General features: G+C 60.4%; 30 protein-coding genes. 22 read left to right on the top strand and 8 right to left on the bottom strand.

The annotated features are described in order from the left end of the window. Positions 1 to 31 precede the first annotated feature (31 nt). Positions 32 to 1666: a glycosyltransferase gene (locus ACMA5I_RS08910; RefSeq protein WP_525885908.1), complete on the top strand. Its 1635-nt coding sequence runs from the start codon at positions 32 to 34 to the stop codon at positions 1664 to 1666. Here the strand turns inward: ACMA5I_RS08910 and ACMA5I_RS08905 are convergent. The 3 genes from ACMA5I_RS08905 to ACMA5I_RS08895 all read right to left on the bottom strand — a co-directional run bounded on the left by ACMA5I_RS08905 (position 1663) and on the right by ACMA5I_RS08895 (position 4607). Continuing rightward, entirely contained in the window at positions 1663 to 2571 is a 909-nt protein-coding gene (locus ACMA5I_RS08905) for an aldo/keto reductase (RefSeq protein WP_525885907.1), read from the bottom strand. The two genes, ACMA5I_RS08910 and ACMA5I_RS08905, sit on opposite strands and share 4 nt — an antisense overlap. After that, complete coding sequence (gene galE / locus ACMA5I_RS08900; RefSeq protein ID WP_525885906.1) at positions 2568 to 3599, bottom strand: UDP-glucose 4-epimerase GalE; 1032 nt, start codon at positions 3597 to 3599, stop codon at positions 2568 to 2570. The genes ACMA5I_RS08905 and galE overlap by 4 nt, the downstream gene beginning before the upstream one ends. Before the next feature lie 81 nt (positions 3600 to 3680). Continuing rightward, positions 3681 to 4607 (bottom strand): alpha/beta fold hydrolase, encoded by a 927-nt coding sequence (locus tag ACMA5I_RS08895; protein ID WP_525885905.1) that lies wholly within the window; start codon positions 4605 to 4607, stop codon positions 3681 to 3683. Between the two features lie 204 nt (positions 4608 to 4811). Between ACMA5I_RS08895 and ACMA5I_RS08890 the strand changes: the two genes are divergently transcribed. From ACMA5I_RS08890 to lpdA, 15 genes are all read left to right on the top strand, one after another. Then, positions 4812 to 5843 carry a histone deacetylase family protein gene (locus ACMA5I_RS08890; RefSeq protein ID WP_525885904.1) on the top strand — a complete coding sequence of 344 codons (1032 nt, stop codon included), beginning with the start codon at positions 4812 to 4814 and terminating at the stop codon, positions 5841 to 5843. Between the two features lie 181 nt (positions 5844 to 6024). Beyond that, positions 6025 to 7218: an ADP-forming succinate--CoA ligase subunit beta gene (gene sucC, locus ACMA5I_RS08885; RefSeq protein ID WP_525885903.1), complete on the top strand. Its 1194-nt coding sequence runs from the start codon at positions 6025 to 6027 to the stop codon at positions 7216 to 7218. Positions 7219 to 7290: 72 nt separating this feature from the next. Beyond that, positions 7291 to 7599, top strand: coding sequence for a hypothetical protein (locus tag ACMA5I_RS08880; protein WP_525885902.1), 309 nt, complete (start codon positions 7291 to 7293; stop codon positions 7597 to 7599). Positions 7600 to 7609: 10 nt separating this feature from the next. After that, complete coding sequence (gene sucD, locus ACMA5I_RS08875) at positions 7610 to 8494, top strand: succinate--CoA ligase subunit alpha (protein ID WP_525885901.1); 885 nt, start codon at positions 7610 to 7612, stop codon at positions 8492 to 8494. 108 nt (positions 8495 to 8602) lie between these two features. After that, a complete protein-coding gene (locus ACMA5I_RS08870) occupies positions 8603 to 8863 on the top strand; it encodes a hypothetical protein (RefSeq protein ID WP_525885900.1) in 261 nt (86 codons plus the stop codon). A 39-nt stretch (positions 8864 to 8902) separates the two neighbouring features. Next, positions 8903 to 9490, top strand: coding sequence for a DUF805 domain-containing protein (locus tag ACMA5I_RS08865; protein ID WP_525885899.1), 588 nt, complete (start codon positions 8903 to 8905; stop codon positions 9488 to 9490). Continuing rightward, positions 9490 to 10239, top strand: a complete 750-nt coding sequence (locus ACMA5I_RS08860) for a sulfotransferase family 2 domain-containing protein (protein ID WP_525885898.1) — start codon at positions 9490 to 9492, stop codon at positions 10237 to 10239. The genes ACMA5I_RS08865 and ACMA5I_RS08860 overlap by 1 nt, the downstream gene beginning before the upstream one ends. Positions 10240 to 10287: 48 nt before the next feature. After that, on the top strand, positions 10288 to 13257 hold the full coding sequence (locus ACMA5I_RS08855) for a 2-oxoglutarate dehydrogenase E1 component (RefSeq protein WP_525885897.1): 2970 nt from the start codon (positions 10288 to 10290) through the stop codon (positions 13255 to 13257). Beyond that, positions 13254 to 14822, top strand: coding sequence for a 2-oxoglutarate dehydrogenase complex dihydrolipoyllysine-residue succinyltransferase (odhB, locus tag ACMA5I_RS08850; RefSeq protein WP_525885896.1), 1569 nt, complete (start codon positions 13254 to 13256; stop codon positions 14820 to 14822). The genes ACMA5I_RS08855 and odhB overlap by 4 nt, the downstream gene beginning before the upstream one ends. 101 nt (positions 14823 to 14923) lie before the next feature. Next, positions 14924 to 15526, top strand: a complete 603-nt coding sequence (locus ACMA5I_RS08845) for a LysE family translocator (RefSeq protein WP_525885895.1) — start codon at positions 14924 to 14926, stop codon at positions 15524 to 15526. A gap of 17 nt (positions 15527 to 15543) precedes the next feature. After that, a complete protein-coding gene (locus ACMA5I_RS08840) occupies positions 15544 to 15801 on the top strand; it encodes a hypothetical protein (protein ID WP_525885894.1) in 258 nt (85 codons plus the stop codon). Positions 15802 to 15923: 122 nt separating this feature from the next. Continuing rightward, on the top strand, positions 15924 to 16430 hold the full coding sequence (locus ACMA5I_RS08835; RefSeq protein WP_525885893.1) for a L,D-transpeptidase family protein: 507 nt from the start codon (positions 15924 to 15926) through the stop codon (positions 16428 to 16430). 2 nt (positions 16431 to 16432) lie between these two features. After that, a complete protein-coding gene (locus ACMA5I_RS08830; protein ID WP_525885892.1) occupies positions 16433 to 16828 on the top strand; it encodes an MAPEG family protein in 396 nt (131 codons plus the stop codon). Positions 16829 to 16883: 55 nt separating this feature from the next. Then, positions 16884 to 17279, top strand: a complete 396-nt coding sequence (locus ACMA5I_RS08825) for a VOC family protein (RefSeq protein ID WP_525885891.1) — start codon at positions 16884 to 16886, stop codon at positions 17277 to 17279. 105 nt (positions 17280 to 17384) lie between these two features. Beyond that, the gene (lpdA, locus tag ACMA5I_RS08820) at positions 17385 to 18764 is read left to right on the top strand and encodes a dihydrolipoyl dehydrogenase (protein WP_525885890.1); all 1380 of its coding nucleotides are present in this window, start codon (positions 17385 to 17387) and stop codon (positions 18762 to 18764) included. A gap of 46 nt (positions 18765 to 18810) precedes the next feature. On the opposite strand, the gene ACMA5I_RS08815 is transcribed toward lpdA, so the two are convergent. Continuing rightward, positions 18811 to 19248 carry a winged helix-turn-helix transcriptional regulator gene (locus ACMA5I_RS08815; protein ID WP_525885889.1) on the bottom strand — a complete coding sequence of 146 codons (438 nt, stop codon included), beginning with the start codon at positions 19246 to 19248 and terminating at the stop codon, positions 18811 to 18813. A 128-nt stretch (positions 19249 to 19376) separates the two neighbouring features. Here ACMA5I_RS08815 and ACMA5I_RS08810 point away from each other — a divergent pair, with 128 nt between their 5' ends. Further along, complete coding sequence (locus ACMA5I_RS08810) at positions 19377 to 19829, top strand: nuclear transport factor 2 family protein (RefSeq protein ID WP_525885888.1); 453 nt, start codon at positions 19377 to 19379, stop codon at positions 19827 to 19829. Here ACMA5I_RS08810 and hspQ read toward each other — a convergent pair. Next, entirely contained in the window at positions 19826 to 20152 is a 327-nt protein-coding gene (hspQ, locus tag ACMA5I_RS08805) for a heat shock protein HspQ (protein ID WP_525885887.1), read from the bottom strand. The genes ACMA5I_RS08810 and hspQ overlap by 4 nt on opposite strands. A gap of 211 nt (positions 20153 to 20363) precedes the next feature. On the opposite strand from hspQ, the gene ACMA5I_RS08800 reads away from it, so the two are divergent. From ACMA5I_RS08800 to pncB, 5 genes are all read left to right on the top strand, one after another. Beyond that, positions 20364 to 20936, top strand: a complete 573-nt coding sequence (locus ACMA5I_RS08800; RefSeq protein WP_525885886.1) for a transglycosylase SLT domain-containing protein — start codon at positions 20364 to 20366, stop codon at positions 20934 to 20936. A 72-nt stretch (positions 20937 to 21008) separates the two neighbouring features. Further along, the gene (gene panB / locus ACMA5I_RS08795) at positions 21009 to 21824 is read left to right on the top strand and encodes a 3-methyl-2-oxobutanoate hydroxymethyltransferase (RefSeq protein ID WP_525885885.1); all 816 of its coding nucleotides are present in this window, start codon (positions 21009 to 21011) and stop codon (positions 21822 to 21824) included. Further along, positions 21824 to 22669 (top strand): pantoate--beta-alanine ligase, encoded by an 846-nt coding sequence (gene panC / locus ACMA5I_RS08790; protein ID WP_525885884.1) that lies wholly within the window; start codon positions 21824 to 21826, stop codon positions 22667 to 22669. The genes panB and panC overlap by 1 nt, the downstream gene beginning before the upstream one ends. After that, positions 22669 to 23565, top strand: a complete 897-nt coding sequence (locus ACMA5I_RS08785; RefSeq protein ID WP_525885883.1) for a LysR family transcriptional regulator — start codon at positions 22669 to 22671, stop codon at positions 23563 to 23565. The genes panC and ACMA5I_RS08785 overlap by 1 nt, the downstream gene beginning before the upstream one ends. Then, positions 23562 to 24854 (top strand): nicotinate phosphoribosyltransferase, encoded by a 1293-nt coding sequence (gene pncB, locus ACMA5I_RS08780; RefSeq protein ID WP_525885882.1) that lies wholly within the window; start codon positions 23562 to 23564, stop codon positions 24852 to 24854. The genes ACMA5I_RS08785 and pncB overlap by 4 nt, the downstream gene beginning before the upstream one ends. A 3-nt stretch (positions 24855 to 24857) precedes the next feature. Here the strand turns inward: pncB and ACMA5I_RS08775 are convergent, their stop codons facing one another. The 3 genes from ACMA5I_RS08775 to ACMA5I_RS08765 form a co-directional block, all read right to left on the bottom strand. Then, a complete protein-coding gene (locus tag ACMA5I_RS08775; RefSeq protein WP_525885881.1) occupies positions 24858 to 25700 on the bottom strand; it encodes a glucosamine kinase nucleotide-binding domain-containing protein in 843 nt (280 codons plus the stop codon). 74 nt (positions 25701 to 25774) lie between these two features. Continuing rightward, positions 25775 to 25948, bottom strand: a complete 174-nt coding sequence (gene hemP, locus ACMA5I_RS08770) for a hemin uptake protein HemP (protein WP_525885880.1) — start codon at positions 25946 to 25948, stop codon at positions 25775 to 25777. Positions 25949 to 26081: 133 nt separating this feature from the next. Continuing rightward, on the bottom strand, positions 26082 to 26720 hold the full coding sequence (locus ACMA5I_RS08765) for a LysE family translocator (RefSeq protein WP_525885879.1): 639 nt from the start codon (positions 26718 to 26720) through the stop codon (positions 26082 to 26084). Between the last annotated feature and the right edge of the window lie 5 nt (positions 26721 to 26725).

Below are 26725 nucleotides of genomic sequence, written 5' to 3'. Positions count from 1 at the left end.
AACGAGTCTTAGAGATTCAGGAGAAAATCACATGTCCCAGTCCTCCCTTGAGCAGCCCGTTGCGCTTCCTTTCGCGGGCGATTTCGGGGGGCAGTTTGCGCCACACGCTGCGAAGGTGATCAGGGATGCGGCGGACACGTGGAAGGTCATGCGGCCCGGTCACCGGATCGACATTATCGTTCGCGAAACCACAAACGTGCATTGGCTTGGTACAAATGTGCGGGAAGGTCGCGCACGTTTTGCTTGGGAAGATGTGTCACCGGGTTATGTCGGTTTCGTCTCAGCAGGGGATATGAACCCGGACGCGCCGGCGATTACGTTGCGGATCACCGTGAGCGCAGCGCCGACGAAAACACATGAGAGCCCGGAAGATGCGCCGTGGCAGGTCACACGAAAATTGGCGCCGCTCTATCGTATTTCGCCTCTTGCCTATGAGACGCTTCGGGATGGCTATGATCAATATGCAAGTTGGCGTGATCATCGGCAGCTTTGGCACAGCCTGCCCTATTGCGACACCATCGACCGCACAGCACCGGAGGCGGCGACGGGTAAGCGCCCGGCCATTCTTATCGGAATGCATTTTCTTGAAATGGGCGGTGCGGAGAAGCTGGGCTTCGATTGCGTGGAATGGGCGCTTGAGGCGGGTTTGCGGGTTTTCGTCGTCGCAGAGCGGACAGCCCTTCACCGCCGCGCCGATCGTTTGCCCGATCATCCCGACGTGACTTTTCTCCGCGCCGATATTTGGCTTCCTCATCATGACTGGGGCACATGGCTGGAGCATTTCGTGGCCGAAGAGAATATCCGGCTGGTCCATATTCATCATTGTGGCCCGCTCTACGGAAATCTCGCGCATCTCCGCGCGACCGCGCCGCATGTCGAGGTGATCGACTCGACCCATATCATCGAATATCGCAATGGCGGTTTCCCGCGCGCGTCGGGCACCTGGACCAATTATATCGACCTGCATCACGTCATCAGCAACGACCTGGCAACGATGTATATGATGCGTTTTGGCGTGGTGGACCGGGTCAAGCTTGGGCGGATGCTTGATGGCGCGACGCAGACCCCGCCGGAGCCGAACCTTACGCCGGGGCAGGATCATCTGACGCTGACCTTTATCGGGCGGCTATTCTATCAGAAACGCCCCATCACGGCGGTTCTGGTGCTGCGGTCAATCCATAAATGGGCGCGGCGACAAGGGCTTGATCTGAAGGTGAATTTTGTCGGAGATGGGCCGTTTTTGAACGAGGTTCAGCGGCTCTCGGCGAAGTGGGGCCTCGCGGATGTGATCACATTCCATCCGGGTGGCGCTGACGTGCCTGCGCTGCTCAGCGGGAGCGATATTCTGCTGCTACCATCGGCAAATGAAGGGCTTGCGTTGGTCTGCTACGAGGCGATTGCCCATGGCGCGATCCCGATCAGCACGAATGTCGGCGGGCAGGGCGAGCTGCTGCCTGAGGAATTGATGACGGCGCAGACGCCCATCCGGACGGTGCCGCAGATGACGAAAATCGTCCGCAAGCTTTGGGAAGATGGGCGGTTTCTCGATCAGATGGTCGCGAAGCTTCACGACAATTACGCGCGGATTTCCAAGGATCCGACCGCGCGCGAAGTGCTGATGCCGCTTTACGAGGCGGTCGCGGAAGGGCGCTCCATCCGCGACTAAGGCATGGGTGCGCCGCGCTTGGCCTCATAGATTCGATACCACTGGCGGCGGGTCAGCCCGGTCTCAAGGGCTGCGGCGCTTGCGGCAATGCGCGCCGGTGTCTGGCTTCCGACCAGCGCGAGCGGCTCAGACGGATGGGCCAGCACGAAGGCGAGGGCGACTGCGTCGCGCGGGCTGCCGAGTTCCTCCGCAATATCGTCAATCACCTTCAAAACACGGCTGAGAGCGGGATGATCCCCCTGCCCCGTGGCGAGCATTCCGCCCGCAAGCGGCGACCACGCCATGGGCCGCAGATTGAGCTCTTGCGCAAGATCCAATGTGCCGTTTTCCATCTCATCAGTCGCGAGCGCGGAAAATTCCGGCTGCGTTGCGGCCATTGGAAAGGGCAGCTTGGCGGCCAGCGCGCGGGTTTGCGCGGTGGTGAAGTTCGACACGCCAACTTCGCGGACTTTTCCGGCGTCGCGAAGGGTGGTTAGCGCCTCTGCGACCTCCTCATGGGACACCAGCAGATCGGGGCGATGGATGAGAAACACGTCCAGCACATCGGTCTTGAGGCGGCGCAGCGAGGCCTCCGCGCTCTGGATCAGCCGCTCTTTGCGCGAATCGTAGGGCGCGGGCGGCTCGATCCCGGCTTTGGTGACGAGAACCACCTCATCGCGAAGCCCCTTATCGGCTGCAAACAGATCGCCAAGCCGCTCCTCTGCCTCGCCGAACCCGGTCTCGCCAAAGCCGTAAATGGGCGCGGTATCTAGGAGCAATTTGCCCGGCCATTCCTGCGCCGCGGCGATCTTCTCTCGCGCGGATTCGACCGGCGTGCCTGCGAAGCGCCAGCAGCCATAGCCGAGCCGCCCGACCTCGAATGGACCGAGAGAGACGGTCTGCGAAATAGGGATAATGTCGCTCATTCGCTTTCCTTTTCAGCGGGATAGCCTTGCGGATTGTTCGCCTGCCAGTGCCAGTGAGACGCGCAGATTTCGGGGATTCCATGCTTCGCGCGCCAGCCCATCTTCTCTGCCGCTTTCTCGGCGGACGCGATAGAGGACGCGATGTCGCCATCCCGGCGCGGCGCAACGGTGTAGGGCACTTTGACGCCCGACGCGGCCTCGAACGCGTGGAGCAATTCCATGACCGTGGTCCCCTGCCCCGTGCCGATATTGAAGACCTCGGCGCCGGTCTCCGTCTCGGCAAAATTGATCGCGGCGACATGCGCGTCGGCGAGATCGACGACGTGTATATAGTCGCGCTCGCCGGTGCCGTCGCGAGTGTCGTAATCATCTCCAAACACAGCCAGCTGCTCCCGCCGCCCGCTTGCGACCTGCGCGATGTAAGGCATGAGATTGTTGGGCGGGCCGGCCGGGTCCTCGCCGATGCGTCCCGACTCATCCGCGCCGACCGGGTTGAAATAACGCAGAAGCACCGCGCTTGCGCCCGCGCGCGCCTTGGCCCAGTCCGTGATGATCTGCTCGGCCATCAGCTTCGACCAGCCATAGGGGTTGACCGGCGCGGTCGGGTGCTCTTCGTCAAAGGGCAGATATTGGGGCGTGCCGTAAACCGTTGCCGAGGAAGAAAAAACGATGCGTTTGCAACCCGCCGCGTCCATCGCGTTGAGCAGCGTCACGGTGCCTTGCGCGTTGTTTTCATAGTAAAGAACCGGCTTTTCGACGGACTCGCCGACCGCCTTGAGACCCGCGAAATGGATGACAGCATCCGGTGCGAAATCCACCAGCGTTTGCGTCAGCGCCTCCGTATCGCGCACATCGCCTTCAACCACCTGAAGCGCGGCGCTGTTCGTAAGCTGCCGCACCCGGTTCAGACTTTCGGGAGAGCTGTTGCAGTAATTGTCGATCGACAGCACATCATGGCCATGCTTGAGAAGCTGAAGGATCGTATGGGAGCCGATATAGCCCGCGCCCCCGGTGACTGCGACTTTCATGATCGTCTCCACGATTAACCTGAACACGTGTCTAGGCAGTCCGTCCCGTGCGATCAACCCGCGCTTGTGATCACAGGGCGATTAAGACAGAATCGTGTCGTCGGAACTGCCGGGATAAAACGGCCCGCCATGGGCGCGCGTATCCATTTTGCGCACAAAATCAGCAACTTCCTTGATCCGAGTAATCGGGAGCATATGCCCTGCCCCATAGATGAGCTGGAAGTCGATATTGGGCTGCTTTTCGGCCAGCGTGATGCCTTGCTGGTCCCGGTCGAGGACGCCGTCTTCGCTGCCGAACATTAACCCTATCGGGCAACGGATGGCGGCAACTTTCTCTTGCGTCAGGTTCAACTCATCCACCGAAGATGCCATCTCGACCATCGCCTGATTGGCGTATTTGGCCGACATCCCAACGACCGCCCCACCCTTCTTGCGGAGCTCATCCGGTACCTCGTCCGGCGAAAACAGCATTTCCAGCGATTTCGTTTCCCGTAGCCGGAGCGCCGGGACGAGGAAAAATTCGGCCAAGAACCGGCGCAGCATGGGCGAGTCGATCACCAGCGGGCGGAAGCTTGGCGGGATTTCGCCATTTGGGACGGTCAGCGGCGAGATGAGCGCCAGCGCGCGTGGTAACTCTTTGTGATTAATAGCAATATCGAGTGCGATCACCGCACCCATCGAGTGCCCGACGATAAGCGGTTGGCCCCAGTCCTGCGCGCGGATGAGTTCTGCGATCTGCGCCGATTGCTGCTGGAGCGCGTTGCCCTGCATCCGGCTGTTGTCGGTCATGCTCTGGCCCCAACCGGGGCGATCCAGCGCGACCACATGATAATTTTCGGCGAGATTGTCGATCAGCCCATAGTCGAAGAACCGATGGTCGCCGGTTATCCCGGCCAAAAGCAGGATGGTCGGCCCGGTTCCACGTTCCAGCATATTGAAACGGGTTCCGCCGACCTCCACGATCTTCTCTGTCGGGACAGGAAGCGTCGGGGCCGTCCGTTCGATCACACGACTTACCAACCAAAGGAACGCCAAAATTCCCAGGCACCACCAAATCAGGGCCATAGCTCCAACTCATTTTAGCGCTTTACCCGCGCGTCAGTATCATGGACAGATTGTGATCTCGCGGCAAGGTCTTTCCCGGAGTTCCGGCTTGAAACAGGTTGGCAATCTTGTCGCAGGTCGCCGTATTGAACTGAGTCTGGAGGCCCGATGCGCGGATATCTCGATCAACGCCAAAGCTTGCATGAGCCTGTCAACGCGCTGAATTATGGCGCATTTCATCCCTGTCGCGAGAATCCGAAGCGGATCGAAGCGCTGGAGGCGGGGGCGAAAGCGGCCGGATTAAAAATTATTTCACCGGAGGATGCCGGGATCGCGCCGATCGCCGCCATTCATCAGGCGGAATATCTCTACTTTCTTCAAAATATTTATACGCGCTGGCGGGAGATCCCCGGCACCAGCCCGCAAGCGGTGCCGAACACGCACCCACAGCGGGCGGTGTCGAGCTATCCGGCAGGGGCGGTTGGTCAGCTTGGCTGGCATATGTATGACGCGTCCTGTCCCATCGGGCCGGAGAGCTGGAATGCGGCCTATTGGTCGGCGCAATCGGCCATCGCGGCGGCGGATGATGTGCTGGAAAACGGGGGCGGGGCCTATGCGCTTTGCCGTCCGCCGGGGCATCACGCCTTTGCGGATCAGGGTGGCGGGTTTTGTTTCCTCGCCAATTCCGCCATCGCGGCGCAGCGGGCGCGCGAGGCGGGCGCGCGGGTCGCCATCCTCGATATCGACGTGCATCACGGCAACGGCACGCAAGGGATTTTCTGGGAACGCGGCGATGTTTTGACGCTCTCCATCCATCTCGATCCCGACGATTTTTATCCGTATTTCTGGGGGCATAGCCATGAGCGCGGCGGCGGCGCGGGGGAGGGGGCAAATCTCAATCTTCCGCTTCAGCGCAAGGCTGACGATGCGGCGTTTCTGGACGCGCTCGACCGGGCCATGGCGCAAATCGAGATGTTCGGAACGGAGTTTCTTGTGATCGCGGCTGGTCTCGATGCCTTCATCGGCGATCCCTTCGCCGCGCTTGGCGTCACCACGGAAGGATTTGCGCGGATTGGCGAGCGGATCGGCAAAGCGGGACTCGACACGGTCATCGTTCAGGAGGGCGGTTATCTCTGCCCCGAACTCGGCGACAACCTGACCGCGCTTCTTACAGGCTTCCGCAGCGGAAGCGGAGTTTAGCGATAACAGAACCTTATTTGTGATCACAGGCTAAAATCTTGTGATCACAAATGTCGCTTTTATGACGGTTACCCCGTTTTTTCTTTGTTATCACGAGATCACTCTGTTTAAATGCCGGGCGAGTCAGCGCGGCGGGCTCTCTTGCTGCGCGCTTCGACGGCAATAATGAGAGGACGTCAGGATGAATATCCACGAATATCAGGCCAAGAAATTGCTGCGCGATTACGGTGCGCCAGTCTCTGATGGCCGCGTTGTACTCGACGCATCGGAAGCTGCGGAAAAAGCGCGCGAACTTCCCGGCCCGCTTTATGTGGTGAAATCCCAGATCCACGCCGGTGGGCGCGGTAAAGGCACGTTCAAGGAAGAGCGCGCCGGTGAAAAGGGCGGCGTCCGTCTCGCGAAATCGCCGGAAGAAGCGGCGGAATTTGCAGAGCAAATGCTCGGCTCGACGCTTGTGACGCACCAGACAGGCGAGGCGGGCAAGCAGGTCAACCGCATCTATATCGAAGACGGCTCCGACATTGCACGTGAGCTCTATCTGGCGATGCTGGTGGACCGGAAGTCCTCGCGTATTTCCATCGTTTGCTCGACCGAAGGCGGCATGGATATCGAGGAAGTGGCGGCGTCCACCCCCGAGAAAATCACGTCCTTCAACATTGATCCGGCGTCGGGCCTCCAGCCCTGGCATGGCCGCCGCGTGGCCTTTGCTCTCGGCCTTGAGGGCGACCAGATCAAGCAATGCGGCAAGCTGATCGGCACGCTTTACAAACTGTTCACCGAAAAAGACGCCGAGATGCTGGAGATCAACCCGCTGATCGTGACCGAGGACGGCAATCTCAAATGCCTCGACGCGAAAATGGGCTTTGACGGAAACGCCATGTATCGCCACCCGGACATCATGGAGCTGCGCGACGACACCGAGGAAGACCCCAAAGAGCTTGAGGCCAGCAAATACGACCTCAACTACATCGCTCTCGACGGTGAAATCGGCTGTATGGTGAATGGCGCAGGCCTCGCCATGGCGACGATGGACATCATCAAACTCTACGGTGCCGAGCCGGCAAACTTCCTCGACGTGGGCGGCGGCGCGACCAAGGAGAAGGTGACGGAAGCGTTCAAAATCATCACCTCCGATGACAACGTCAAAGGTATCCTCGTCAACATCTTCGGCGGCATCATGCGCTGCGACGTGATCGCAGAGGGCGTCGTGGCCGCCGTGAAAGAGGTGGGCCTTAAGGTTCCGCTAGTCGTGCGTCTCGAAGGGACGAATGTCGAAAAAGGCAAGGAAATCATCAACAATTCCGGCCTCGACGTGATCGCCGCAGATGACCTGAAAGACGGCGCCGAGAAGATCGTGAAGGCGGTGAAGGGGTGAGATCAACGGAGACCAGCAAAGGCCAAACGTTCTGATATGGCTTGGATTTTGATCCCTCTCGCTCCTGTCGCGATGCTGGCCTACGTTAATTTCGTAGTTCAGAAGCCGCGTGCGATCGGCGTGTTGATTGCGATACTGATCGCTTCAGCGCTTCTCTTAATCGCTCACGGAAGTTCGCTTGGTGAAGGACGTGGCAAGGACAGCGCTCTTTTGCTGCAGTTCGGCGGGATGATTTTCATTTGGTCTCTGTCCGTTGGTTTCGCTCGTTCTCTCGGGCTGTTGTTTGAATCGCGCTCGTCTCAGATCGCAATGATGATCGTCGGGCCGGTTCTTCCTGTCGCTGTTCTGATAGCGGCTCAAATCGATACAATATTTTGGTAGGAGGCCCAGAATGGCCATTCTCATAGACGAAAACACGAAAGTCATCTGTCAGGGTCTGACGGGCTCGCAGGGGACGTTCCATACGGAGCAAGCCATTGCATATGGCACCAAGATGGTGGGCGGTGTGACGCCGGGCAAAGGCGGGATCGAGCATCTCGGTCTGCCGGTGTTCAACTCGGTGCATGAGGCGAAGGCGGAGACCGAAGCCAATGCGTCGGTGATTTACGTGCCGCCGCCCTTCGCCGCGGACTCGATCCTTGAGGCGATTGATGCCGAAATGGAGCTGATCGTCTGCATTACCGAGGGCATTCCGGTGCTCGATATGATGAAGGTGAAGCGCGCGCTGCAAGGCTCGAACTCGATCCTCGTCGGGCCGAACTGTCCGGGTGTGATCACACCGGATGCGTGCAAGATCGGCATTATGCCGGGCCACATCCACAAGCGCGGCAAGGTTGGCGTTGTGTCCCGCTCGGGCACGCTGACCTATGAGGCGGTGAAGCAGACCACGGATGTGGGTCTCGGCCAGTCCACCTGCGTTGGTATTGGCGGCGATCCGATCAAGGGTCTTGAGCATATCGACGTGCTGGAGATGTTCCTGAAAGATCCCGAGACCGAGTCGATCATCATGATCGGTGAGATCGGCGGCGATGCTGAGGAAACCGCGGCGCAGTTCTATGCCGATGAAGTGAAAGCCGGTCGCGGCAAGCCGATTGCGGGCTTTATCGCGGGCCGCACGGCGCCTCCGGGCCGCCGCATGGGTCATGCCGGCGCGATTGTCGCGGGCGGCAAAGGCGGCGCGGAAGACAAGATCGAAGCCATGCAGTCGGCGGGTTTCGTGGTCGCCGACAGCCCGGCGACGCTGGGTGAGGCGGTGCTGAAAGCCATGGGCAAATAAGCGTGAGGGTTGCCATCGATTGTGGCAGCCCGACCTTTTGCCAATTAAGGAACAGTGCGGGCCAAGGGCGGGCCGCACGGAGAAAGTAAGGTGGTTATGCGCAGTGCAGTGGCGCTTATATTTCTTCTCGGAGCCTGTTCGCAGCAGAGTTTTCTGCCGCGCCAGTATGATGCCGCCTTCGAGCCGTCCGACCTGCAAGTGACCCGCAATGCGGAAGGCTATTACATCGTCGGCGATGAGCAGCAGATTTCCGAGCTGTTCCATACGGGGCGCGACCTTTGCGGTGAGCTGGGCAAGCGCTCGCTCGGGCTGCGGCGGATGAGCGATGTGGGTGAGACGCCGATCCGCGGCCAACTGGTGTGCAAGTAACGGTGCTTTATGGGGATCTTTGAAGCCTTCAAAACCTGTATGCGGAAGTTCGTCACCTTTTCGGGGCGGGCGAGCCGGTCTGAATATTGGTGGTTCGTGCTGGCGACCTATCTGATTTTGGCCGCGATCGGGACAGTGGAAAGTGCGATCATCGGGCCGTCGGTGACGGAGACCGCGACGACGACTTACGACATGCAAGGCAATGTGACGGGGCAGAGCGAGTCGATCTCTTATGGCTATGGCGACGGTCCCGTGACCAGCTTCGTGTCGCTGATTTTCCTGATCGCCTGCATCTCCGCCGGTGTGCGCCGGTTGCATGATATCGGCAAATCCGGCTGGTGGCTGCTCATGCTTGGCTGGTTTCCCTTCCTGGCGATTCCCTTCACCTTTTTGCTTGTCTTCATCGGGTTCAATCTGCCGGGCGTGAGCGACGCGTTCCTGATCGGGGAAACGCTGATGATGACGCTCATCCCTGTGGCGCTGCTTGCGATATTCGGCTGCGCCATCTGGCTTCTCGTTTTGCTGATCCGCCGCTCGGAGCCGGACGACAACCGCTTTGGTCCGATGCCGCGTGAGGCGCGCGATGCGTTGGCCCAAGACACCCGCGCTGAAGAGGGGGCCAGCTGATGCCGCTCTTCAAGGTTCAGGATAAGCTGTATTATTACGCGCATGTGCCGAAATGTGCGGGGTCGTCCGTGAAGGTTTACCTCTATGAGCGCTTCGGCGAGATCGGGTTTAACGACCCGCATTACATGGCGCGGAGGGAGCCGCATCGCTGGACGAAAACCTCGGCGCAGCATGTGACTTACAAGGATCTGACGCGGCTTATCCCCGCCGATTGGATCGCCGGCAGCTTTACGGTGGTGCGCAATCCCTTGTCGCGCCTGATTTCCGCTTATCAGTTTCAGCGGGATGTGGAGCGGATGATCGACCCGTCGCTGACCATCGAAAACTGGTTCGCGCGCTGGATCGAGAGCAAGGACGAAACGCCGTTTCAGTATGACAATCATCTGGTGCCGCAGACGCTGTTCGTGCCGCCGGGCGCGAAGGTTTTCTATCTGGAGCATGGGGTGAATGCGATCATCCCATGGCTGGATGCGATAGAGGGCGGCGCGAATGACATGCGGATTGTGGACAGCATCAACACCGCAAAAGCCAAGGGTGAGAAGCCTGTGCCGTCGCAAGAATTGCGCGATATGGTTAGCGAGGTCTACGCAGAGGATTTCGAGCGTTTTCAGTATCGTATCGATCAAAAAATGCCGTTGGCCGATGCGCCGGAGCAGGGGGCGCCGACCCATGGAGACATTCGCAACATGAAGATGAGAAAACTGAAATATAAGGTAAAACGAAGGCTAGGGCTGGCGAAGGACGTTTGAGGCAGCGAGCGACGCGAGATCAGCGGTAGCGGGAAAGAGAGAAAAGACATGAACGACCAATCTTCGAATGACCAATTCCATGAAAGTTCATTTCTACAGGGGCATAATGCGGCCTATGTGGAGCAGCTTTATGCCAAATATGTCGACGACCCGGATGGGGTGGACAAAAGCTGGCATGAATTTTTCCGCCAGCTTGAGGATCGCCCGGCGGATGTGACGGCAGAGGCCGCGGGCCCGAGCTGGCAGCGTTCGGACTGGCCGCCGGCGCCGAAGGAAGAGTGGATTGCCGCGCTAGACGGGCAGTGGGGTGATGACCCGGAAGCCAAGGTCGCCGAGAAGATTGCCGGCAAGGCGAAAGAGCTTGGCAAGGACGTGGATCCGAAAAGCGTTCGCGGCGCGGTGCTGGACAGCCTGCGCGCGCTGATGCTGATCCGGGCTTACCGGATCCGGGGGCATCTTGCGGCCAATCTCGACCCGCTCGGCATCGTCAACGATGAGAACCACCCGGAACTCGACCCGCGCACTTACGGCTTTGCCGAAGCGGACATGCACCGCCCGATCTTTATCGACAACGTCCTCGGCCTTGAAACCGCGACGATGGCGGAGATCGTCACGCTCTTGAAGCGCACCTATTGCGGCACCTTCGCGCTGCAATTCATGCATATCTCGAACCCTGAAGAGAGCGCTTGGCTCAAGGAGCGGATCGAGGGGCTTGGCAAGGAAATCGAGTTTACCAAACAGGGCCGCAAGGCGATCCTGAACAAGCTGATCGAGGCGGAGGGCTTCGAGAAGTTCCTGCATGTCAAATACACCGGCACCAAGCGTTTCGGCCTCGATGGCGGCGAGAGCCTCATCCCGGCGATGGAGCAAATCATCAAGCGGGGTGGGAGCCTTGGCCTTGAGGAGGTCGTGATCGGGATGCCGCACCGCGGGCGCCTCTCGGTTCTGGCCAATGTGATGGGCAAGCCTTACCGCGCGATCTTCAACGAGTTTCAGGGCGGCAGCTTCAAGCCGGAAGACGTGGATGGCTCGGGCGATGTGAAATATCACCTCGGCACCTCGTCGGATCGTGAGTTTGACGACAACACGGTCCACCTCTCGCTGACGGCAAACCCGTCGCACCTTGAGGCGGTGAACCCGGTCGTTCTCGGCAAGGTCCGCGCCAAGCAGGACCAGAAGGCCGACACGGAACGCACCAAGGTTGCGGGCGTGCTGCTCCACGGCGATGCGGCCTTTGCGGGGCAGGGGGTTGTGGCGGAGGGCTTCGGTCTTTCGGGCCTCTCGGGTCACCGCACGGGCGGGACGATCCATATCGTCGTGAACAACCAGATCGGCTTCACCACCAGCCCGCGTTATTCGCGCTCCTCGCCCTATCCGACGGATATTGCGCTGATGGTGGAAGCGCCGATTTTCCATGTGAATGGCGACGATCCCGAAGCTGTGGTCCATGCGGCCAAGGTGGCGACGGAGTTCCGCCAGAAGTTCCACAAGGATGTCGTGATCGACATGTTCTGCTATCGCCGCAACGGGCATAACGAGGGCGACGAGCCCATGTTCACCCAGCCGCAGATGTATAAGACCATCAAGCAGCACAAGACGACCTTGCAGCTCTATTCCGAACGTCTCGTGAAAGAGGGCCTGATGCCCGAGAGCGAGATCAAGGAGATGCAGGACAGCTTCCAGAAACTGCTCTCCGAAGAGTTCGAAGCGGGTGAAGAGTTCAAGCCGAACAAGGCGGATTGGCTGGATGGTCGCTGGTCGGGGATGAAGAAGCATTCCGGCAAATATCAGCGGGGCAAGACCGCCGCGCCGATGGAGCAGCTCAAGAAAGTGGGCGAAGCGCTGGTCAATGTGCCGGAGAGCCACAACGTCCACAAAACGGTGCAGCGTCTGCTGAAAAACAAGGCCGAGATGATCGAGACCGGTAAGGGGATCGATTGGGCGACCGCCGAGGCGCTGGCGTTCGGCACGCTGATGGCGGATGGCTACCCGGTGCGCCTGTCGGGGCAGGACAGCACGCGCGGGACGTTCTCGCAGCGGCATTCGGGCATCATCGATCAGGTGACCGAGCAGAAATATTACCCGCTCAACAATATCCCCGGCGTGACCGCGCATTATGAAGTGATCGACTCGATGCTTTCGGAATATGCCGTTCTGGGCTTCGAATATGGCTACTCGCTGGCCGAGCCGAATGCGCTTGTCCTCTGGGAAGCGCAGTTCGGCGATTTTGCCAATGGCGCGCAGATCATGTTCGACCAGTTCATCTCCTCGGGTGAGGCGAAATGGCTGCGGATGTCGGGTCTGACGATGCTGCTGCCGCATGGGTTCGAAGGGCAGGGGCCGGAGCACAGTTCCGCTCGTCTAGAGCGCTTCCTCCAGATGTGTGCGGGAGACAACTGGATCGTTGCGAACCTGACCACCCCGGCCAACTATTTCCACGCGCTGCGCCGCCAGATGGTGCGCAGTTTCCGTAAGCCGCTGGTGCTGATGACGCCGAAATCGCTGCTGCGTCACAAGCTGGCGACCTCGACCCTTGAGGACATGGCGACCGGCAGTTCCTTCCACCGGATCCTTTGGGATGACGCGGACAAGAATTACGGCGGCCAGTCGGAGACGGATCTGAAACCGGATGGGGAGATCAAGCGCGTCGTGATCTGCTCGGGCAAGGTCTATTACGACCTGCTCGAAGAGCGGGATTCGCGCGGGATCGACGATGTGTATCTGCTGCGTCTGGAGCAGTTCTACCCGTTCCCGAGCAAGTCGCTGACCGAAGAGATGACGCGCTTCAAAAAGGCAGACGTCGTCTGGTGTCAGGAAGAGCCGAAAAACCAGGGGGCCTGGTTCTTTGTCGAGCCGAATATCGAATGGGTGCTCGATCAGGCCGGAAACGAGACGAAACGGGCGCGCTATGTGGGCCGTCCGGCGGCGGCCTCGCCCGCAACGGGCCTTGCCAGCACGCATAAGAAACAGCAACAGGCGCTGGTCGATGAGGCGCTGACGATTGAAGGGAAAAAATGATGACAGAAGTTCGTGTACCTACGCTCGGCGAAAGCGTCACAGAAGCCACCGTTGCGACCTGGTTCAAGAAGCCCGGCGACAAGGTGGAAGCCGATGAGATGCTGTGCGAGCTGGAAACCGACAAGGTGACCGTCGAGGTTCCCGCGCCTGCGGCTGGCGTTCTCGAAGAGATCGTCGCACAGGAAGGCGAGACCGTAGGCGTTGATGCGCTGCTTGCCAATATCGGTGCGGGTGATGGCGCCAGCACCGGCGAGAAAGACGGCGCGGGTCAGGCGGGTCCTGAAGAGACCGCCAAGCGCAGCGATGAGGACAGCGCCGCAACCAAGAAAGAACAGGAAGCGGAAGATGCCGAGCACAGCGGTGGCGGCTCGGGCGAGATGATCGAGATCCCGGTTCCGTCCCTTGGCGAGTCCGTGACCGAAGCGACTGTTGGCTCGTGGATGAAGCAGCCCGGCGATCAGGTCGAGGCGGATGAGATCATCTGTGAGCTTGAAACCGACAAGGTGTCCGTCGAGGTGCCGGCCCCTGCGGCGGGCGTGCTCTCCGAGCAGGCTGTGAAGCAGGGCGAGACGGTCGAAGCGGGCGGCGTTCTCGGCAAGATCGAGAAGGGCGCGACGGGCGGCGCGTCGAAATCGGCTCCGAAAGAGGACTCGAAAGACAGCGTTTCGGCGGCGTCCGGCTCCGCCAAAAAAGATGTCGAGGACGCGCCTTCGGCCAAGAAAGCCGCGGCGGAAAAAGGCGTTGATATTGCTTCGGTCAAAGGCTCCGGCAAGGATGGCCGCGTGATGAAGGAAGACGTGCAGAAGGCACAGGCCGGGGCATCCGCGCCGAAAGCCGCCGCTGCGCCGACCTCCGCCGATCAGGCCGACCGCGAAGAGCGCGTCAAGATGACCCGTCTGCGCCAGACCATCGCCCGCCGTCTGAAAGAGGCGCAGAACACCGCCGCCATGCTCACCACCTATAACGAGGCGGATATGAGCGGCATCATGGATCTGCGGAACGAGTTCAAGGACCAGTTCGAGAAGAAACATGGCGTGAAACTCGGCTTCATGTCCTTCTTCACCAAGGCTTGCTGCCATGCGCTCAAAGAAGTGCCGGAAGTGAATGCGGAGATCGACGGCACCGATGTGGTTTACAAAAACTACGTCAATATGGGCATCGCCGTTGGCACGCCGTCGGGCCTTGTCGTCCCGGTTGTGAAAGATGCGGATCAGAAGAGCTTCGCTGCGATCGAGAAAGAGATCGGCGAGCTTGGTAAGAAAGGCCGCGACGGCAAGCTTTCCATGGCCGACATGCAGGGCGGCACATTCACCATCTCGAATGGGGGTGTGTATGGCTCCCTGATGTCCTCGCCGATCCTGAACCCGCCGCAGTCGGGGATCCTCGGGATGCACAAGATCCAGGAGCGCCCGATGGTTGAAGGCGGCGAAATCGTCATCCGCCCGATGATGTATCTCGCGCTTTCCTACGATCACCGCATCGTGGACGGCAAAGGCGCAGTGACCTTCCTCGTCCGCGTGAAAGAGGCGCTGGAAGATCCGCGCCGACTCTTGATGGATCTCTGATCCACGGCCATACGCCAAGATCAGCCCGTGCGAGCCATCGCGCGGGCTTTTTTGTTGACTTGAAGAGCCGCGCCCGCGCTCAATGAGGGCGGAGGTGCCCGATGTCCATCGAATTTCTGATCGCGGCTTTTGTGGTCGTGCTGATCCCCGGAACCGGGGTGATCTATACGCTGACGACGGCGCTGGCCCGAGGGCGGAGGGCAGCGTTTTGGGCGTCCGTTGGCTGCACGCTTGGGATCGTTCCGGCGATCCTCGCGGCGTTTCTCGGCCTCTCGGCGCTGCTCCACGGCGGGGCGATTGTCTACACGATCCTGCGCTATGCCGGGGCGGCCTATCTGCTCTATCTCGCATGGCAGACGTGGCAGGACCGGGGACCGATCAGCTTCTCCCGCGACGTGGAGATCGCCCCGATGCGCATCGCGCGGACCGGGTTTCTCATCAACATCCTGAACCCGAAACTGTCGATTTTCTTCCTCGCCTTCCTGCCGCAATTCCTCAACCCGGCGCTGCCGCACGGCCCGCAACTCGCCGCGATGAGTCTCGTTTTCATGGGCATGACCTTCGCAGTGTTTGTGATCTACGGCCTGCTCGCCGCGGGACTCCGTAGCCTGCTCGTGAGGCCGAAAACGCAAAGCTATCTCCGTCACGGCACCGCCGGTTTGTTTACGCTTTTCGGCGGCCGTCTCCTGCTTTCTGACCGATAACCTTAAAGGACACCCCCATGCAGCTTCTCGTGATTTTCGACGCCAGCGGCTACGACGCCTTCAAATCGGCCCATGATGATGGGGAGGAGAACCGCAGCCATGCGGGGATCAGCACCATGCAGATCTGGAAAGAAGCGGGCGGGAGCCGGGTTCTGGCGCTTTACCGCGTGTCCGACAAGGGCAAGGCGGAGGCGTATCTCTCGGGGGAGATGGAGCTGGTCACCAAGGCGGCGGGTGTCTCGGGATCGCAGCATTATTTTCTGGAAACCGCTTAACGCGACGCGCCCGCCTGCGGCATTTTGGTTCCATCTGCCATCGATTCATGCTTTAAATCTTAAAAAACGGGCGCAGACCCATGGCAGACACAGGTGTATCGATGCGTAAATTCTTATCCCTTATGGCCGTAGCCGCCGTTCTCATTGGCTGTGGCGGACCTCCGCAAGAAGATGTTGGCCCGCCGCTGGTGGCGCCGGAATTGCGGGCCGATTATGTGACCATCGACAAGAGCGATCGGCAGCTTCTGCTTTGGCGTGATGGTAATGTCATCCGGTCCTATGAGGTTGGATTGGGGAAAAACCCGGTCGGGCACAAGATGGAGCGCGGCGACAGCAAGACGCCCGTGGGGAACTACATCATCGATTGGCGCAACCCGAACTCGCAATATTACCTCAGCCTTCACATTTCCTACCCGGATGCGAATGACATCGCACTGGCGCAGGCCGAAGGGCGTGATCCGGGGGATATGATCATGATCCACGGGGCGCCGAATGGCTATGCGACGGTGAAAAGCGCCCTTGGCGGCGCGATTGACTGGACCGAAGGCTGCATCGCCGTGCAGAGCGATGAGATGCTGGAAATCTGGCAGCATGTGCCGGACGGCACGCCGATCACGATTACGGAGTGACTATGACCGCTGAACTGACGGTGCTGGCCCTTGCGGGACTTCTGCAAGGGATCCAGTTTGTGCTGATGGCCGTGCCTGCGAACCGCGAGCTTGGGCCGGGCTACACCATGTCCGCCCGCGACCGGGAGCCGAGCAAGGAGATGTCCGTGACGACCGGGCGTCTGCGCCGGGCGCTGGAGAACCATTTCGAAGGGCTGACCCTCTTTGCACCCGCTGCGCTTTTGGTTGGGCTGTCTGGGCAATCGACGGCGTTTACGGCGCTGCTCGCATGGGCCTATCTGCTCGCGCGCATCCTCTACGTCCCGGCCTATGCCTATGGCTGGCGTCCGGGCCGCTCGATCATCTGGTTCGTCGGATTCGGCGCAACCATGCTGCTCTATCTCTGCGCCTTGCTTTGAGATTGCCGCTGCCGCCGCGCATTGCTAGCCTTTGGCAAAGCGCGGAGGAGGCGACATGGCGCAGCCGATCCAGATCTTTCTTGGCGAGACGTCGCCCGAAGAGGCGGGCGCATGGTATTGCGAGATCATGGGCGGACGCGAGAAGGACGGCACCGTTTGGCTTTTCGATCAGCCGCTCGATTTTATCGAAGGGCCGGGGCAGGATCCGGAGAGCCGTGTCGTTATCGAGAATGGCGATGATCTCAACGCGCTGATCCGCCGCACGGCGGAGGCGGGCTCCGAGGTTGTGGAGCCACCCGCCGAAGGGCCGGACGGCGTGACACGGGCGATCCTGCGGGACGTTTTTCACCACACATGGCGGTTTGAGGTGGAGGGCCCGGTTGGCGCGCCGCCGTCGGGTGAGACCGAAGAGCCAGAGACCGCACCGAGCGGTGCGGCGATTGGCACCTGAGGGCAGATCATGCGCAATTATCTGGATGTTTACGCTACCAACGGCTTTATACCCTGCGCCTGAGGCGTTAACTAGGCGGCAAGACGCCAAGGATTGGAGAGAATTATGGCAGAATATGACGTTATCGTAATCGGCGGCGGCCCGGGCGGCTATGTCTGCGCGATCCGGGCGGCACAGAACGGCCTCAAGGTGGCTTGTGTGGAAGGGCGCGAGGCGCTTGGCGGCACCTGTCTGAACGTCGGCTGTATTCCCTCCAAGGCCCTGCTTCACGCGACCGAAATGCTGCATGAGAGCGAGCATAACTTCGAGAAGATGGGCCTGATGGTCGATAAGCCCAAGGTCGATTGGGCGAAGATGCTGGACTACAAACAGTCCGTCATCAAAGGCAACACGCAGGGCATCGAATTTCTCTTCAAGAAGAACAAGATCGACTGGCTCAAGGGCTGGGGCGAGATCACCGGCAAGGGCGAAGTGAAGGTCGGCGACGAGACGCATAAGGCGAAGAATATCGTGATCGCGACGGGCTCGGATGTGGCGACCCTGAAGGGTGTGGAGATTGACGAGAAAACCGTGGTCAGCTCGACTGGCGCGCTGGAACTCGACAAGATCCCCGAGAAGATGGTCGTGATCGGTGCGGGCGTGATCGGGCTAGAGCTTGGCTCGGTTTACAAGCGCCTCGGTGCAGATGTGACCGTGCTGGAATATCTCGACCACGTCACGCCGGGCATGGACGGCGAAGTGCAGAAGAACTTCAAGAAGCTGCTGGAAAAGCAGGGCTTCAAATTCGTCATGGGCGCGGCGGTGTCGGGTGTCGAGACGACCGACAAGGGCGCGAAGGTCACCTACAAGAAGGGCGACAAGGAAGAGACCATCGAGGCGGATAAGGTTCTCGTCGCGACCGGCCGCCGTCCTTTCACCGACAATCTCGGCCTCGACAAACTTGGCGTCGAGATGACCGACCGCGGGCAGGTGAAATCCGACGGCGGCAAGACCAATGTGGACGGGATCTGGGTGATCGGCGACGTGACGACCGGCCCGATGCTCGCCCACAAGGCCGAGGATGAAGGCGTCGCCGTGGCGGACCATATTGCTGGTAAGCATGGCCATGTGAATTACGGCGTCATTCCGGGCGTGATCTACACGCATCCCGAGGTGGCTGCGGTCGGCAAGACCGAGGAAGAGCTGAAGGAAGAGGGCCGCGAATACCGCGTCGGCAAATTCCCCTTCCTGGGCAATGGCCGTGCGAAGGCAAACCTGTCCACGGATGGGTTCGTGAAGATGCTGGTCGATAAAGAGACGGACCGCGTGCTTGGCTGTCACATCATCGGGCCGGGCGCGGGCGATCTCATCCACGAGGTTTGCGTCGCCATGGAATTTGGCGCGGCGGCGGAGGATATCGCTATGACCTGCCACGCGCACCCGACCTATTCGGAAGCGGTCCGCGAGGCGGCTCTGGCTTGCGGCACCGGTGCGATCCACGCTTAAGTGCAGAGATCAAACGAAAGAAAAGGGGGCGTTCCGCGCCCCTTTTTTATTGCGCGTCAGCCTCACCAAGCTGGGCGAGGATCTGCGTGCCGGGCGCTGTTTTCGCTCCGGGGCCGGGTTGAGGCATCACATTTTGCGCGGTCAGCGGCTGGCGGCATTCCCCGCAACAGACGGTCGGCGTCATCACCTCGCAGCACCCTTCATGACCAAAAAGGAGCGGCGTGCCGTCCGGCGGCGTGGCCCATTTGTCGCCCCAAGCGGTCAGCGCGGCGAGGATCGGGACCAGCTCTTCGCCCGCCTTGGTAAGCGCATAGGTGATCCGGCCGCCATCACTTTGCCGTGCGATCAGCCCTTCTTCGGTGAGATGTTTGAGCCGTGCGGCGAGAAGGTTGCGTGACATGCCGAGATCCTCGATCAGCGCATCGAAGCGGTTAATCCCGAAATAGAGATCGCGGATAATAAGCGGCGTCCACCAATCCCCCATTTTTTCAAGGGCTTGCGCGAGCGAACAGTAGAAATCTTTAAAGCTTGATCGTTTCATAGGGTCATGATAGTTTTCTTATTGAACTTGATATCGCGCGAAACACGCAAGATCAAAGGATTAGGCTTAAAATGTATCATAGCATCGTCGAAAAAAAGATCCGTGTGCTTTTTGGTGAGATCAGCCGGGGGCGTATGGAGCCTATTTTCGACGGGTTTGCGGATCAGTTCGAGCATCGTTTCTTTGGTGAGCACGCGCTTGGTGGAGCGCGGCACACGATGACGGCCACGCGGGCATGGTATCAGCGGCTGTTTCGGCTGCTACCGGAAATTCGTTTCACGGTAAACCGCGTGGCCGTCAGAGGGATGCCCTGGGACACCATGGCCGTCGTCGAGTGGAGCGAGGAAAACCGCGCCGCCGATGATGTGCGTTCGGTGACGAACGGCGTTCATGTCGTCTGGATCCGCTGGGGGAAAATCACGCGTATGCTGATCATCCCGGAAACCGACCGCCTGGTCGCGACGCTGGAACGGCTTGATCAAGCAGGATTTTCGGAAGCGAAGGCCGCGCCGATCACGGATTAATGCAGCCGCACATCCGCGCGGTAGAGACCGTCCTCAATCGTATCGAACATCTCCGTCACATCGGGATGCTCGACCGGCGTGCCGCTGTCGTCGGGCACGAGATTCTGTTCCGAGACATAGGCGATGTAATAACTTGAGTCGTTCTCGGCGAAGAGGTGATAAAAGGGCTGATCCTTGGACGGACGCTGCTCCTCAGGAATCGCATTCCACCAGTCTTCAGTGTTCGAAAAGCTGGGATCCACATCGAAAATCACCCCGCGAAACGGGTGCATACGGTGCTTAACGACCTGACCAATCATATATTTCGCGGTCTTACCCAACATACCGACTCTTAGTTACTTAGCATTAACTTATCATTTCAAGCGGCTCTGGTAACATATTTCTAGGGCAAGGAAACTGTTTTTCCGCGCTTCATTTTGTAAGCGGTGACACGCCGAGCTTGCTTCGGTGCTTAACTTTCCGCTTAAAATTGGTTAGAAAGAAGATCAGAAAGCCGCGAAGATGGCTGCAATGATGATGAGGCAGAGTATGTGGATGAAGCGTTTTCTCGCGCTGTTTTTAGTCGCATTTTTGGGGTCCTGCGGGTCCGGTGTGGAATCGCCGCCGAGCAGCGTCTCGAATGCCTGTGTGATGAAGCGTGAGCGTCCGCACTGGTTCTCCGCGCTGGAGCGCAATGAGCGTCGCTGGGGGGTCCCGGTGCATGTGCAGCTCGCAACCATCTGGCAGGAAAGCAAATTCGTCGGTGACGCGCGGCCGCCGCATAAATATGCGCTCGGGTTTATCCCGATGGGCCGCCGCTCCTCCGCGCTTGGCTATTCGCAGGCGCTGGACGGGACATGGGACGAATATGTGCAGCAGGCGGGCCGCCGCGGTGCCTCGCGCACCCGGTTCTCCGACGCGATTGATTTCATGGGCTGGTATATGGACCGCACTGAGCGGATCAACGGCATCCCGAAATGGGACGCCTATAACCAGTATCTCGCCTATCACGAGGGCAATACCGGGTTCCGCAACAAGAGCTATCTGCGCAAGAGCTGGCTGCCGCCGGTCGCGCGCGGCGTGGCGGCGCAGGCGGTGAATTACGAGCTGCAACTGCGGAGCTGCTAAAGCCCGCATCCCCTTGCTTTTCCGGTCTTTGCGCGGCATTCACAATGGAATGCCGCTTTCAAGGAGCCCGTCATGTCGAAAGAGGGACAGCAAAGACCGATCCGCTTGCCGGATATTCAGGCCGCGAAGGGCGGCACGCCGCTGGTGTGCCTGACCGCCTATACCGCGCCGCTGGCTGCATTGGTCAATGACCACTGCGATATTGTGCTTGTCGGCGACAGTCTCGGGATGGTTGTCCATGGGCTCGACACGACAGTGGGCGTGACCATGGAGATGATGATCCTTCACGGGCAGGCCGTACGGCGCAAGCTGACCCGGCCGCTCATGGTCGTGGATCTGCCCTTTGGCGCCTATGAGGGCAGCAAGGAGAAGGCGCTGGAGAACGCGGCGCGGCTCATGGCGGAAACCGGCTGTGAGGCGATCAAGCTCGAAGGCGGCGAGGTGATGGCCCCGACGATCAAGTTCCTGACCGAGCGCGGCATTCCGGTGATGGCGCATATCGGGCTGACGCCGCAGACGGTTCACGCCCTCGGTGGTTATCGGGTGCAGGGCCGCGGCGAGGCGCGGGACAAGGTTCTGGCCGACGCGCGCGCGGTTGAGGAGGCGGGTGCGTTCGCGGTTGTGCTGGAAAAAGTCACGGCGTCGCTCTCGCGGGAGATCACCGAGACCATTTCGATCCCCACCATCGGCATCGGCGCTTCGGCGGATTGCGACGGGCAGATCCTCGTGACCGCCGATATGCTGGGTCTCTTCGACGATTTCCGCCCGAAATTCGTGAAGGTTTACGCCGAACTTGGCCAGCAGGTCAGCGAAGCGCTCGGCCAATATGCCGATGATGTGCGCCACCGCCGCTTCCCCGGCGATGCGCAGATTTTCAAGGACAATTGATGCAGCAGGTCCAGACTCCGGAGACGCTGAAAGCGCAGGTTCTTGCGTGGCAGCGGGACGGCGATGTGGTCGCGCTGGTGCCGACCATGGGCGCGCTCCATGAGGGGCATTTGGGGCTGGTGCGGCTTGCCCGTGAGGTGGCGGACAAGGTCGTCGCCTCGGTCTTCGTGAACCCGACGCAGTTCAATGATCCCGATGACTTTGCGGCCTATCCCCAGACGCTTGAGGATGACGCGAAGATGCTGGCGGATGAGGGCTGCGATCTGCTTTATGTTCCGAATGGCGCGGCGATGTATCCGCACGGCTTTGCGACGACGGTGCATGTTGAGGGGCCGTCCGAAGGACTTTGCGGTGCAAACCGCCCCGGTCACTTCGATGGCGTCGCGACGGTGGTGAGCAAGCTGTTGCTGCAATCGGGCGCGGATAAGGCGCTGTTCGGGGAGAAGGATTTCCAGCAGCTTGCCGTGATCCGCCGCCTTGTCGCCGATCTGAATATTCCCGTCGAGATTGTGCCGGGGCCGATTGCGCGGGCCGAGGATGGGTTGGCGCTCTCCTCGCGCAACCGGCGGCTATCAGATGAAGAACGGGCGATTGCGCCGCAGATGAATCGCATCCTGCGGGAGACCGGCGAGAAGCTGACGGCCGGGGCGGATACGTCGATTTTGCCGGAGTCGATGCAGGCGATTGAAGCCGCCGGGTTCCGCAATGTCGAATATCTCGAATTGCGCCGCGCTTCTGACCTCGTGCCGATGAGCGCCGCCGACGCGCCGGGGCGTTTGCTGGTCGCTGCGTGGCTCGGCGATGTGCGGCTGATCGACAATATTCCCGTCGCGGCCAAGGGCTGATGGACCGTCTCGCCGAAATGCGCGCCTTTGTCGCCGTGGTCGAGCAGGGCGGTTTCACTGGTGCCGCGTCGGCGCTGGATGTGTCCAAATCGGCGATCTCCAAACATATCGCGGCCCTCGAAAAGCGGCTCGGCGTGCGGATGCTGAACCGCACGACCCGCAAGGTGAACCCGACCGAGGCGGGCTATCTCTATTTCGAACGCGCCCGTGCGATCCTTCAAGCGACGGAAAGCGCGGATGAAGCCGTGCTGGCGCTCAGCGACGAGCCGGTCGGCTCGCTGATCCTCTCCGCGCCGGTGGATTATGTGGAGATGGTCCTCTCGCCGCATCTTGGCGAATTTCTGGAGCGTTATCCGCGGATCAATCTGACCTTTGAGCTCGACAACCGCGTGGTGGATATCGTCGAGGGCGGGTTTGATGCGGCGATCCGCATCGGTGATCTGCCCGATAGCAGCCTGTTGTCGCGGCGGATTGGCGAGATGGAGGTCGTGCTGGTTGCCAGCCCCGATTATCTCGCGCGGGCGGGTACGCCGGAGACGGTCGCCGATCTTGCCGATCATCAGCCGATCCGTCACAGCCCGTCGGGCGCGGCGATCTGGCGGTTTCGACGGAAAGATGGCACCGAGGCGGTGCATCGGCTCGAAAGCCCGCGGCTCACGCTCAACAATGGCGCATCGGTCATGCGCGCGGCGGTGGACGGGGCCGGGATCGCTTCGCTCCCGGATTTCGCCGTTGCCAAAAATATCGCGGCGGGCAAGCTGGTGCGCGTCCTGCCAAATGAGATCACCGGCGCCTATCCGATCCAGATCGTCTGGCCCGCCGGGCGGCATATCCTCCCGAAACTCCGCGTTTTCATCGACTTCATGGCCCAAATCGGTACAGGAAACGACACATGACAGATATTGCGACCCGCGTTTACAACCATCGCTGGGCCATCGACCCGATTGTGCGGTCCGTGATCGACACGGATTTCTATAAGCTACTGATGTGCCAGTCGGTTTACCGGCACCACCCCGACGTGCGGGTCGAATTTGCGCTCATCAACCGCAGCAAGGACATTCCGCTGGCCGAGATTATCGACGAGGGCGAGCTTCGGGCGCAACTCGACCATGTGCGCGGCCTGAAACTCTCGCGCGGCGAAAGCACCTGGCTGCGCGGCAACACGTTTTATGGCCGCCGCTTCATGTTCCAGCCGGACTTCATCGACTGGCTGGAGAATTTCCGATTCCCCGATTACGAACTGAGCCGCGACGGCGACCAGTTTTCGCTCCGTTTCGAGGGCAATTGGGCCGAGGCGATGATGTGGGAAATCCCGGCTTTGGCGATCATCATGGAACTGCGCGCGCGGACGGTCCTCAACGATATGGGCCGCTTTGAATTGCAGGTGCTCTACGCCCGAGCCATGACCCGCGTATGGGAGAAAATCGAGGCGTTGCAGAAGCTTGAGGATCTCAACATCGCGGATTTCGGCACGCGCCGCCGCCACAGCTTCCTGTGGCAGGACTGGTGTGTGCAGGCGATGATCGAGGGGCTCGGTCCGCGCTTCAGCGGCACATCAAACTGCCTTATCGCCATGCGGCAGGAGGTCGAGGCGATCGGGACCAATGCGCATGAATTGCCCATGGTCACCGCCGCGCTGGCGGATAGCGACGAAGAGCTGGCCCGCGCGCCCTACAAGGTTCTGGAGGACTGGCACGCTGATTATGACGGCAATCTGCGGATCATGCTGCCGGACACTTACGGCACCAAAAACTTCCTCGAAAACGCGCCGGATTGGCTGAGCAATTGGACCGGGGTGCGGATCGATTCGGGGGATCCGGTTCTGGGGGCGCAGATGGCGATTGATTTCTGGAACGCCCGCGGACAGGACCCGGCGGAGAAGCGGATCATTTTCTCAGACGGACTCGGTGTGGATAAAATCACCGAGCTTTACGAGACGTTTAACGACAAGGTCAAACTCAGCTTCGGTTGGGGGACACTGCTGACGAATGATTTCCGGGGCCTCGCGGAAAACGACGCGCTCGCGCCGTTCTCGCTGGTCTGTAAGGCGGTGGCGGCGAATGGCCGGCCAACGGTGAAGCTTTCCGACAACCCGGCCAAAGCGACCGGGCCAGCGGATGAGATCGCCCGCTATCGCCGCGTTTTTGGCGAGAGCGAGCAGGCGGCGGAAGCGCCGATTGTCTGAGGCTTAAAGCATCCGCTGCGCACGGAGGATTGCGCCGTCGAGGGCGGTGCCGTGGGCTTCGACGATGTCGTAGCCCGTCAGGCGTTTCGCGAAAATCTTGCCGAGGCCACCGAGGAAGGACACGGGGCCGGGGGCTTTCTCCACGCAGGTGCGAATCGCCGCGTCGAGATCGGCGAGCGCCCAGGCAACAAGTTCTTCGGCGAGCGCATCGCCCTGTTTTTCATGGTCCAGAATCATCGGGGCGAAGGTGCCGTAATCGCCGGGCGTCGCATGTTTTGCGAAGGCCACGAGGCCCTGGGCGCCGTGGAAATGGGCGATGATCGCTTTGGAAAGCGGCGTTTCCGGGCGCACGCCGTCATTGGCGAGCAGGCTTTCCTGAAGCAGCCGATGGCCGAGCCGCGCGCCGGAGGACAGATCGCCCACGTCAAACCCCCATCCGCCAATCGTGGTGATGTCGCCATCCCGCTTCAGGGCAAAGATCGACCCGGTGCCGACAATCGCCAGCGTGCCGTCGCCGCCATTGAGTGCGCCGTCATGGGCCGTGTGGCCATCATTGACGATTTCGAGACTGGTAAAGGGCAGGCGGGGGCCGAGGAGTTCGGGATAATCGCCGAGATTCGCGCCCGCGAGGCCCATCACGGCGATGCTGTTCTTGTAATCGGGCGTCTTACCAGCATCGCCGAAGGCTGCGTCAATCGCCGCCATGATGTTCTTGGCGGAGCCTTCCAGATCGGTGTTGATGTTGGCCGACCCGCTCTGGCCCTTGCCAAGCACGTCGCCTTCTTCATTTGCCACAACCGCACGGCACCCCGTGCCGCCGCCATCGACTCCGATCAGATAGGTCATGCGCTGGTCCTCCCGCGTTATGTTTGCCCTAACATACCGCACAGATAGGGCCAGCGGAATTTCCAGCGCAAGACTTATTTCGTGAGAATTAACTTGCCCTGACGGGTGATGCGCAGCGTGTAGGTCTTGTCGTCCAGCTCGATATTGGCGAGCGGCCCGCCAGCGGTCAGTTCCCGCGCGTCATAGGAGGGGAGCGCTTGCGGCTCCGGGCGGCGCTCGGTGGTGAAGTCGTGGATCTGATAGGTCATAACGTCCTCATAGCTTGGGCGGCACCCGCCGCATGAGGGTATCCTGACACAATCAGTCGGGAAATCAATGACAAAATTAGTCAGGTTTTAATTTTTTGTGCAAAAACCTGTATTTAGAAAAATTCTAAGCAGATTAGCTGCGGGAGAGGGCCAGTTTCGCGCCGAAGCCGATGAAGGTCACGCCGAGGGTGCGGTCGATCCAGGTGGAGACCGAGGGGCGGCGGGAGAGCAGGACGGTCAGGCGTTCGGCCAGCAGCACGATTCCGAGATAGAAGACACTGCTCACGGCGACGAGAATCAGGCCGTGGAGGAGCAGTTGCGCGGGCACGGGGCCAGCGGTGGGGGAGGTGAACTGCGGCAAAAAGACCAGGAAGAACAGTACGGCCTTGGGGTTCATGAGATTCACGAACAGCGCCTGACGCCAGAGTTTCCACGGATTGCTTTCCGCCGGGCCACGCTTGGCCAGAAAGCCGCCGCCGGTGCGCAGGGCCTGAACGCCGAGCCAGATCAGATAGAGCGCGCCGATGATCTTGATCGCCGTGAAGGCGGTGGCGGAGGCGGCGAGGATCGCCGAGAGGCCGAGAACCGCCATCACAACATGCAAAAGCGCGCCGGTCATGGTTCCACTCATGGCCCAGAGACCCGCCGTCCGGCCGCCACCCAAGGTGCGCGACAGCACGAAAGCCGTGTCCGGACCCGGTGACAGGTTCAGAAAGAAAACAGCCGTGAAGAAGGCGGCCCAATGGGCGAGGTCATAGGCGAAGATCATCATTCGCC

Origin of the sequence: Jujubicoccus corallicola (assembly GCF_047345645.1) — a bacterium.
Taxonomy (GTDB): Bacteria; Pseudomonadota; Alphaproteobacteria; order Rhodobacterales; family Rhodobacteraceae; genus JBLEFH01.
Note: the sequence above shows the minus strand (reverse complement) of the source record. Positions and strands in the feature narration are given on the sequence as shown.

What these genes read in the sequence shown, in the direction of transcription:
- ACMA5I_RS08910 (WP_525885908.1), top strand. Translation starts at nt 32, where the DNA reads ATGTCCCAGTCCTCCCTTGAGCAGCCCGTTGCGCTTCCTTTCGCGGGC.
- ACMA5I_RS08905 (WP_525885907.1), bottom strand. Translation starts at nt 2,571, where the DNA reads ATGAGCGACATTATCCCTATTTCGCAGACCGTCTCTCTCGGTCCATTC.
- galE (WP_525885906.1), bottom strand. Translation starts at nt 3,599, where the DNA reads ATGAAAGTCGCAGTCACCGGGGGCGCGGGCTATATCGGCTCCCATACG.
- ACMA5I_RS08890 (WP_525885904.1), top strand. Translation starts at nt 4,812, where the DNA reads ATGCGCGGATATCTCGATCAACGCCAAAGCTTGCATGAGCCTGTCAAC.
- sucC (WP_525885903.1), top strand. Translation starts at nt 6,025, where the DNA reads ATGAATATCCACGAATATCAGGCCAAGAAATTGCTGCGCGATTACGGT.
- ACMA5I_RS08880 (WP_525885902.1), top strand. Translation starts at nt 7,291, where the DNA reads ATGCTGGCCTACGTTAATTTCGTAGTTCAGAAGCCGCGTGCGATCGGC.
- sucD (WP_525885901.1), top strand. Translation starts at nt 7,610, where the DNA reads ATGGCCATTCTCATAGACGAAAACACGAAAGTCATCTGTCAGGGTCTG.
- ACMA5I_RS08865 (WP_525885899.1), top strand. Translation starts at nt 8,903, where the DNA reads ATGCGGAAGTTCGTCACCTTTTCGGGGCGGGCGAGCCGGTCTGAATAT.
- ACMA5I_RS08860 (WP_525885898.1), top strand. Translation starts at nt 9,490, where the DNA reads ATGCCGCTCTTCAAGGTTCAGGATAAGCTGTATTATTACGCGCATGTG.
- ACMA5I_RS08855 (WP_525885897.1), top strand. Translation starts at nt 10,288, where the DNA reads ATGAACGACCAATCTTCGAATGACCAATTCCATGAAAGTTCATTTCTA.
- odhB (WP_525885896.1), top strand. Translation starts at nt 13,254, where the DNA reads ATGATGACAGAAGTTCGTGTACCTACGCTCGGCGAAAGCGTCACAGAA.
- ACMA5I_RS08845 (WP_525885895.1), top strand. Translation starts at nt 14,924, where the DNA reads ATGTCCATCGAATTTCTGATCGCGGCTTTTGTGGTCGTGCTGATCCCC.
- ACMA5I_RS08840 (WP_525885894.1), top strand. Translation starts at nt 15,544, where the DNA reads ATGCAGCTTCTCGTGATTTTCGACGCCAGCGGCTACGACGCCTTCAAA.
- ACMA5I_RS08835 (WP_525885893.1), top strand. Translation starts at nt 15,924, where the DNA reads ATGGCCGTAGCCGCCGTTCTCATTGGCTGTGGCGGACCTCCGCAAGAA.
- ACMA5I_RS08830 (WP_525885892.1), top strand. Translation starts at nt 16,433, where the DNA reads ATGACCGCTGAACTGACGGTGCTGGCCCTTGCGGGACTTCTGCAAGGG.
- ACMA5I_RS08825 (WP_525885891.1), top strand. Translation starts at nt 16,884, where the DNA reads ATGGCGCAGCCGATCCAGATCTTTCTTGGCGAGACGTCGCCCGAAGAG.
- lpdA (WP_525885890.1), top strand. Translation starts at nt 17,385, where the DNA reads ATGGCAGAATATGACGTTATCGTAATCGGCGGCGGCCCGGGCGGCTAT.
- ACMA5I_RS08815 (WP_525885889.1), bottom strand. Translation starts at nt 19,248, where the DNA reads ATGGGGGATTGGTGGACGCCGCTTATTATCCGCGATCTCTATTTCGGG.
- ACMA5I_RS08810 (WP_525885888.1), top strand. Translation starts at nt 19,377, where the DNA reads ATGTATCATAGCATCGTCGAAAAAAAGATCCGTGTGCTTTTTGGTGAG.
- hspQ (WP_525885887.1), bottom strand. Translation starts at nt 20,152, where the DNA reads ATGTTGGGTAAGACCGCGAAATATATGATTGGTCAGGTCGTTAAGCAC.
- ACMA5I_RS08800 (WP_525885886.1), top strand. Translation starts at nt 20,364, where the DNA reads ATGAAGCGTTTTCTCGCGCTGTTTTTAGTCGCATTTTTGGGGTCCTGC.
- panB (WP_525885885.1), top strand. Translation starts at nt 21,009, where the DNA reads ATGTCGAAAGAGGGACAGCAAAGACCGATCCGCTTGCCGGATATTCAG.
- panC (WP_525885884.1), top strand. Translation starts at nt 21,824, where the DNA reads ATGCAGCAGGTCCAGACTCCGGAGACGCTGAAAGCGCAGGTTCTTGCG.
- ACMA5I_RS08785 (WP_525885883.1), top strand. Translation starts at nt 22,669, where the DNA reads ATGGACCGTCTCGCCGAAATGCGCGCCTTTGTCGCCGTGGTCGAGCAG.
- pncB (WP_525885882.1), top strand. Translation starts at nt 23,562, where the DNA reads ATGACAGATATTGCGACCCGCGTTTACAACCATCGCTGGGCCATCGAC.
- ACMA5I_RS08775 (WP_525885881.1), bottom strand. Translation starts at nt 25,700, where the DNA reads ATGACCTATCTGATCGGAGTCGATGGCGGCGGCACGGGGTGCCGTGCG.
- hemP (WP_525885880.1), bottom strand. Translation starts at nt 25,948, where the DNA reads ATGACCTATCAGATCCACGACTTCACCACCGAGCGCCGCCCGGAGCCG.
- ACMA5I_RS08765 (WP_525885879.1), bottom strand. Translation starts at nt 26,720, where the DNA reads ATGATGATCTTCGCCTATGACCTCGCCCATTGGGCCGCCTTCTTCACG.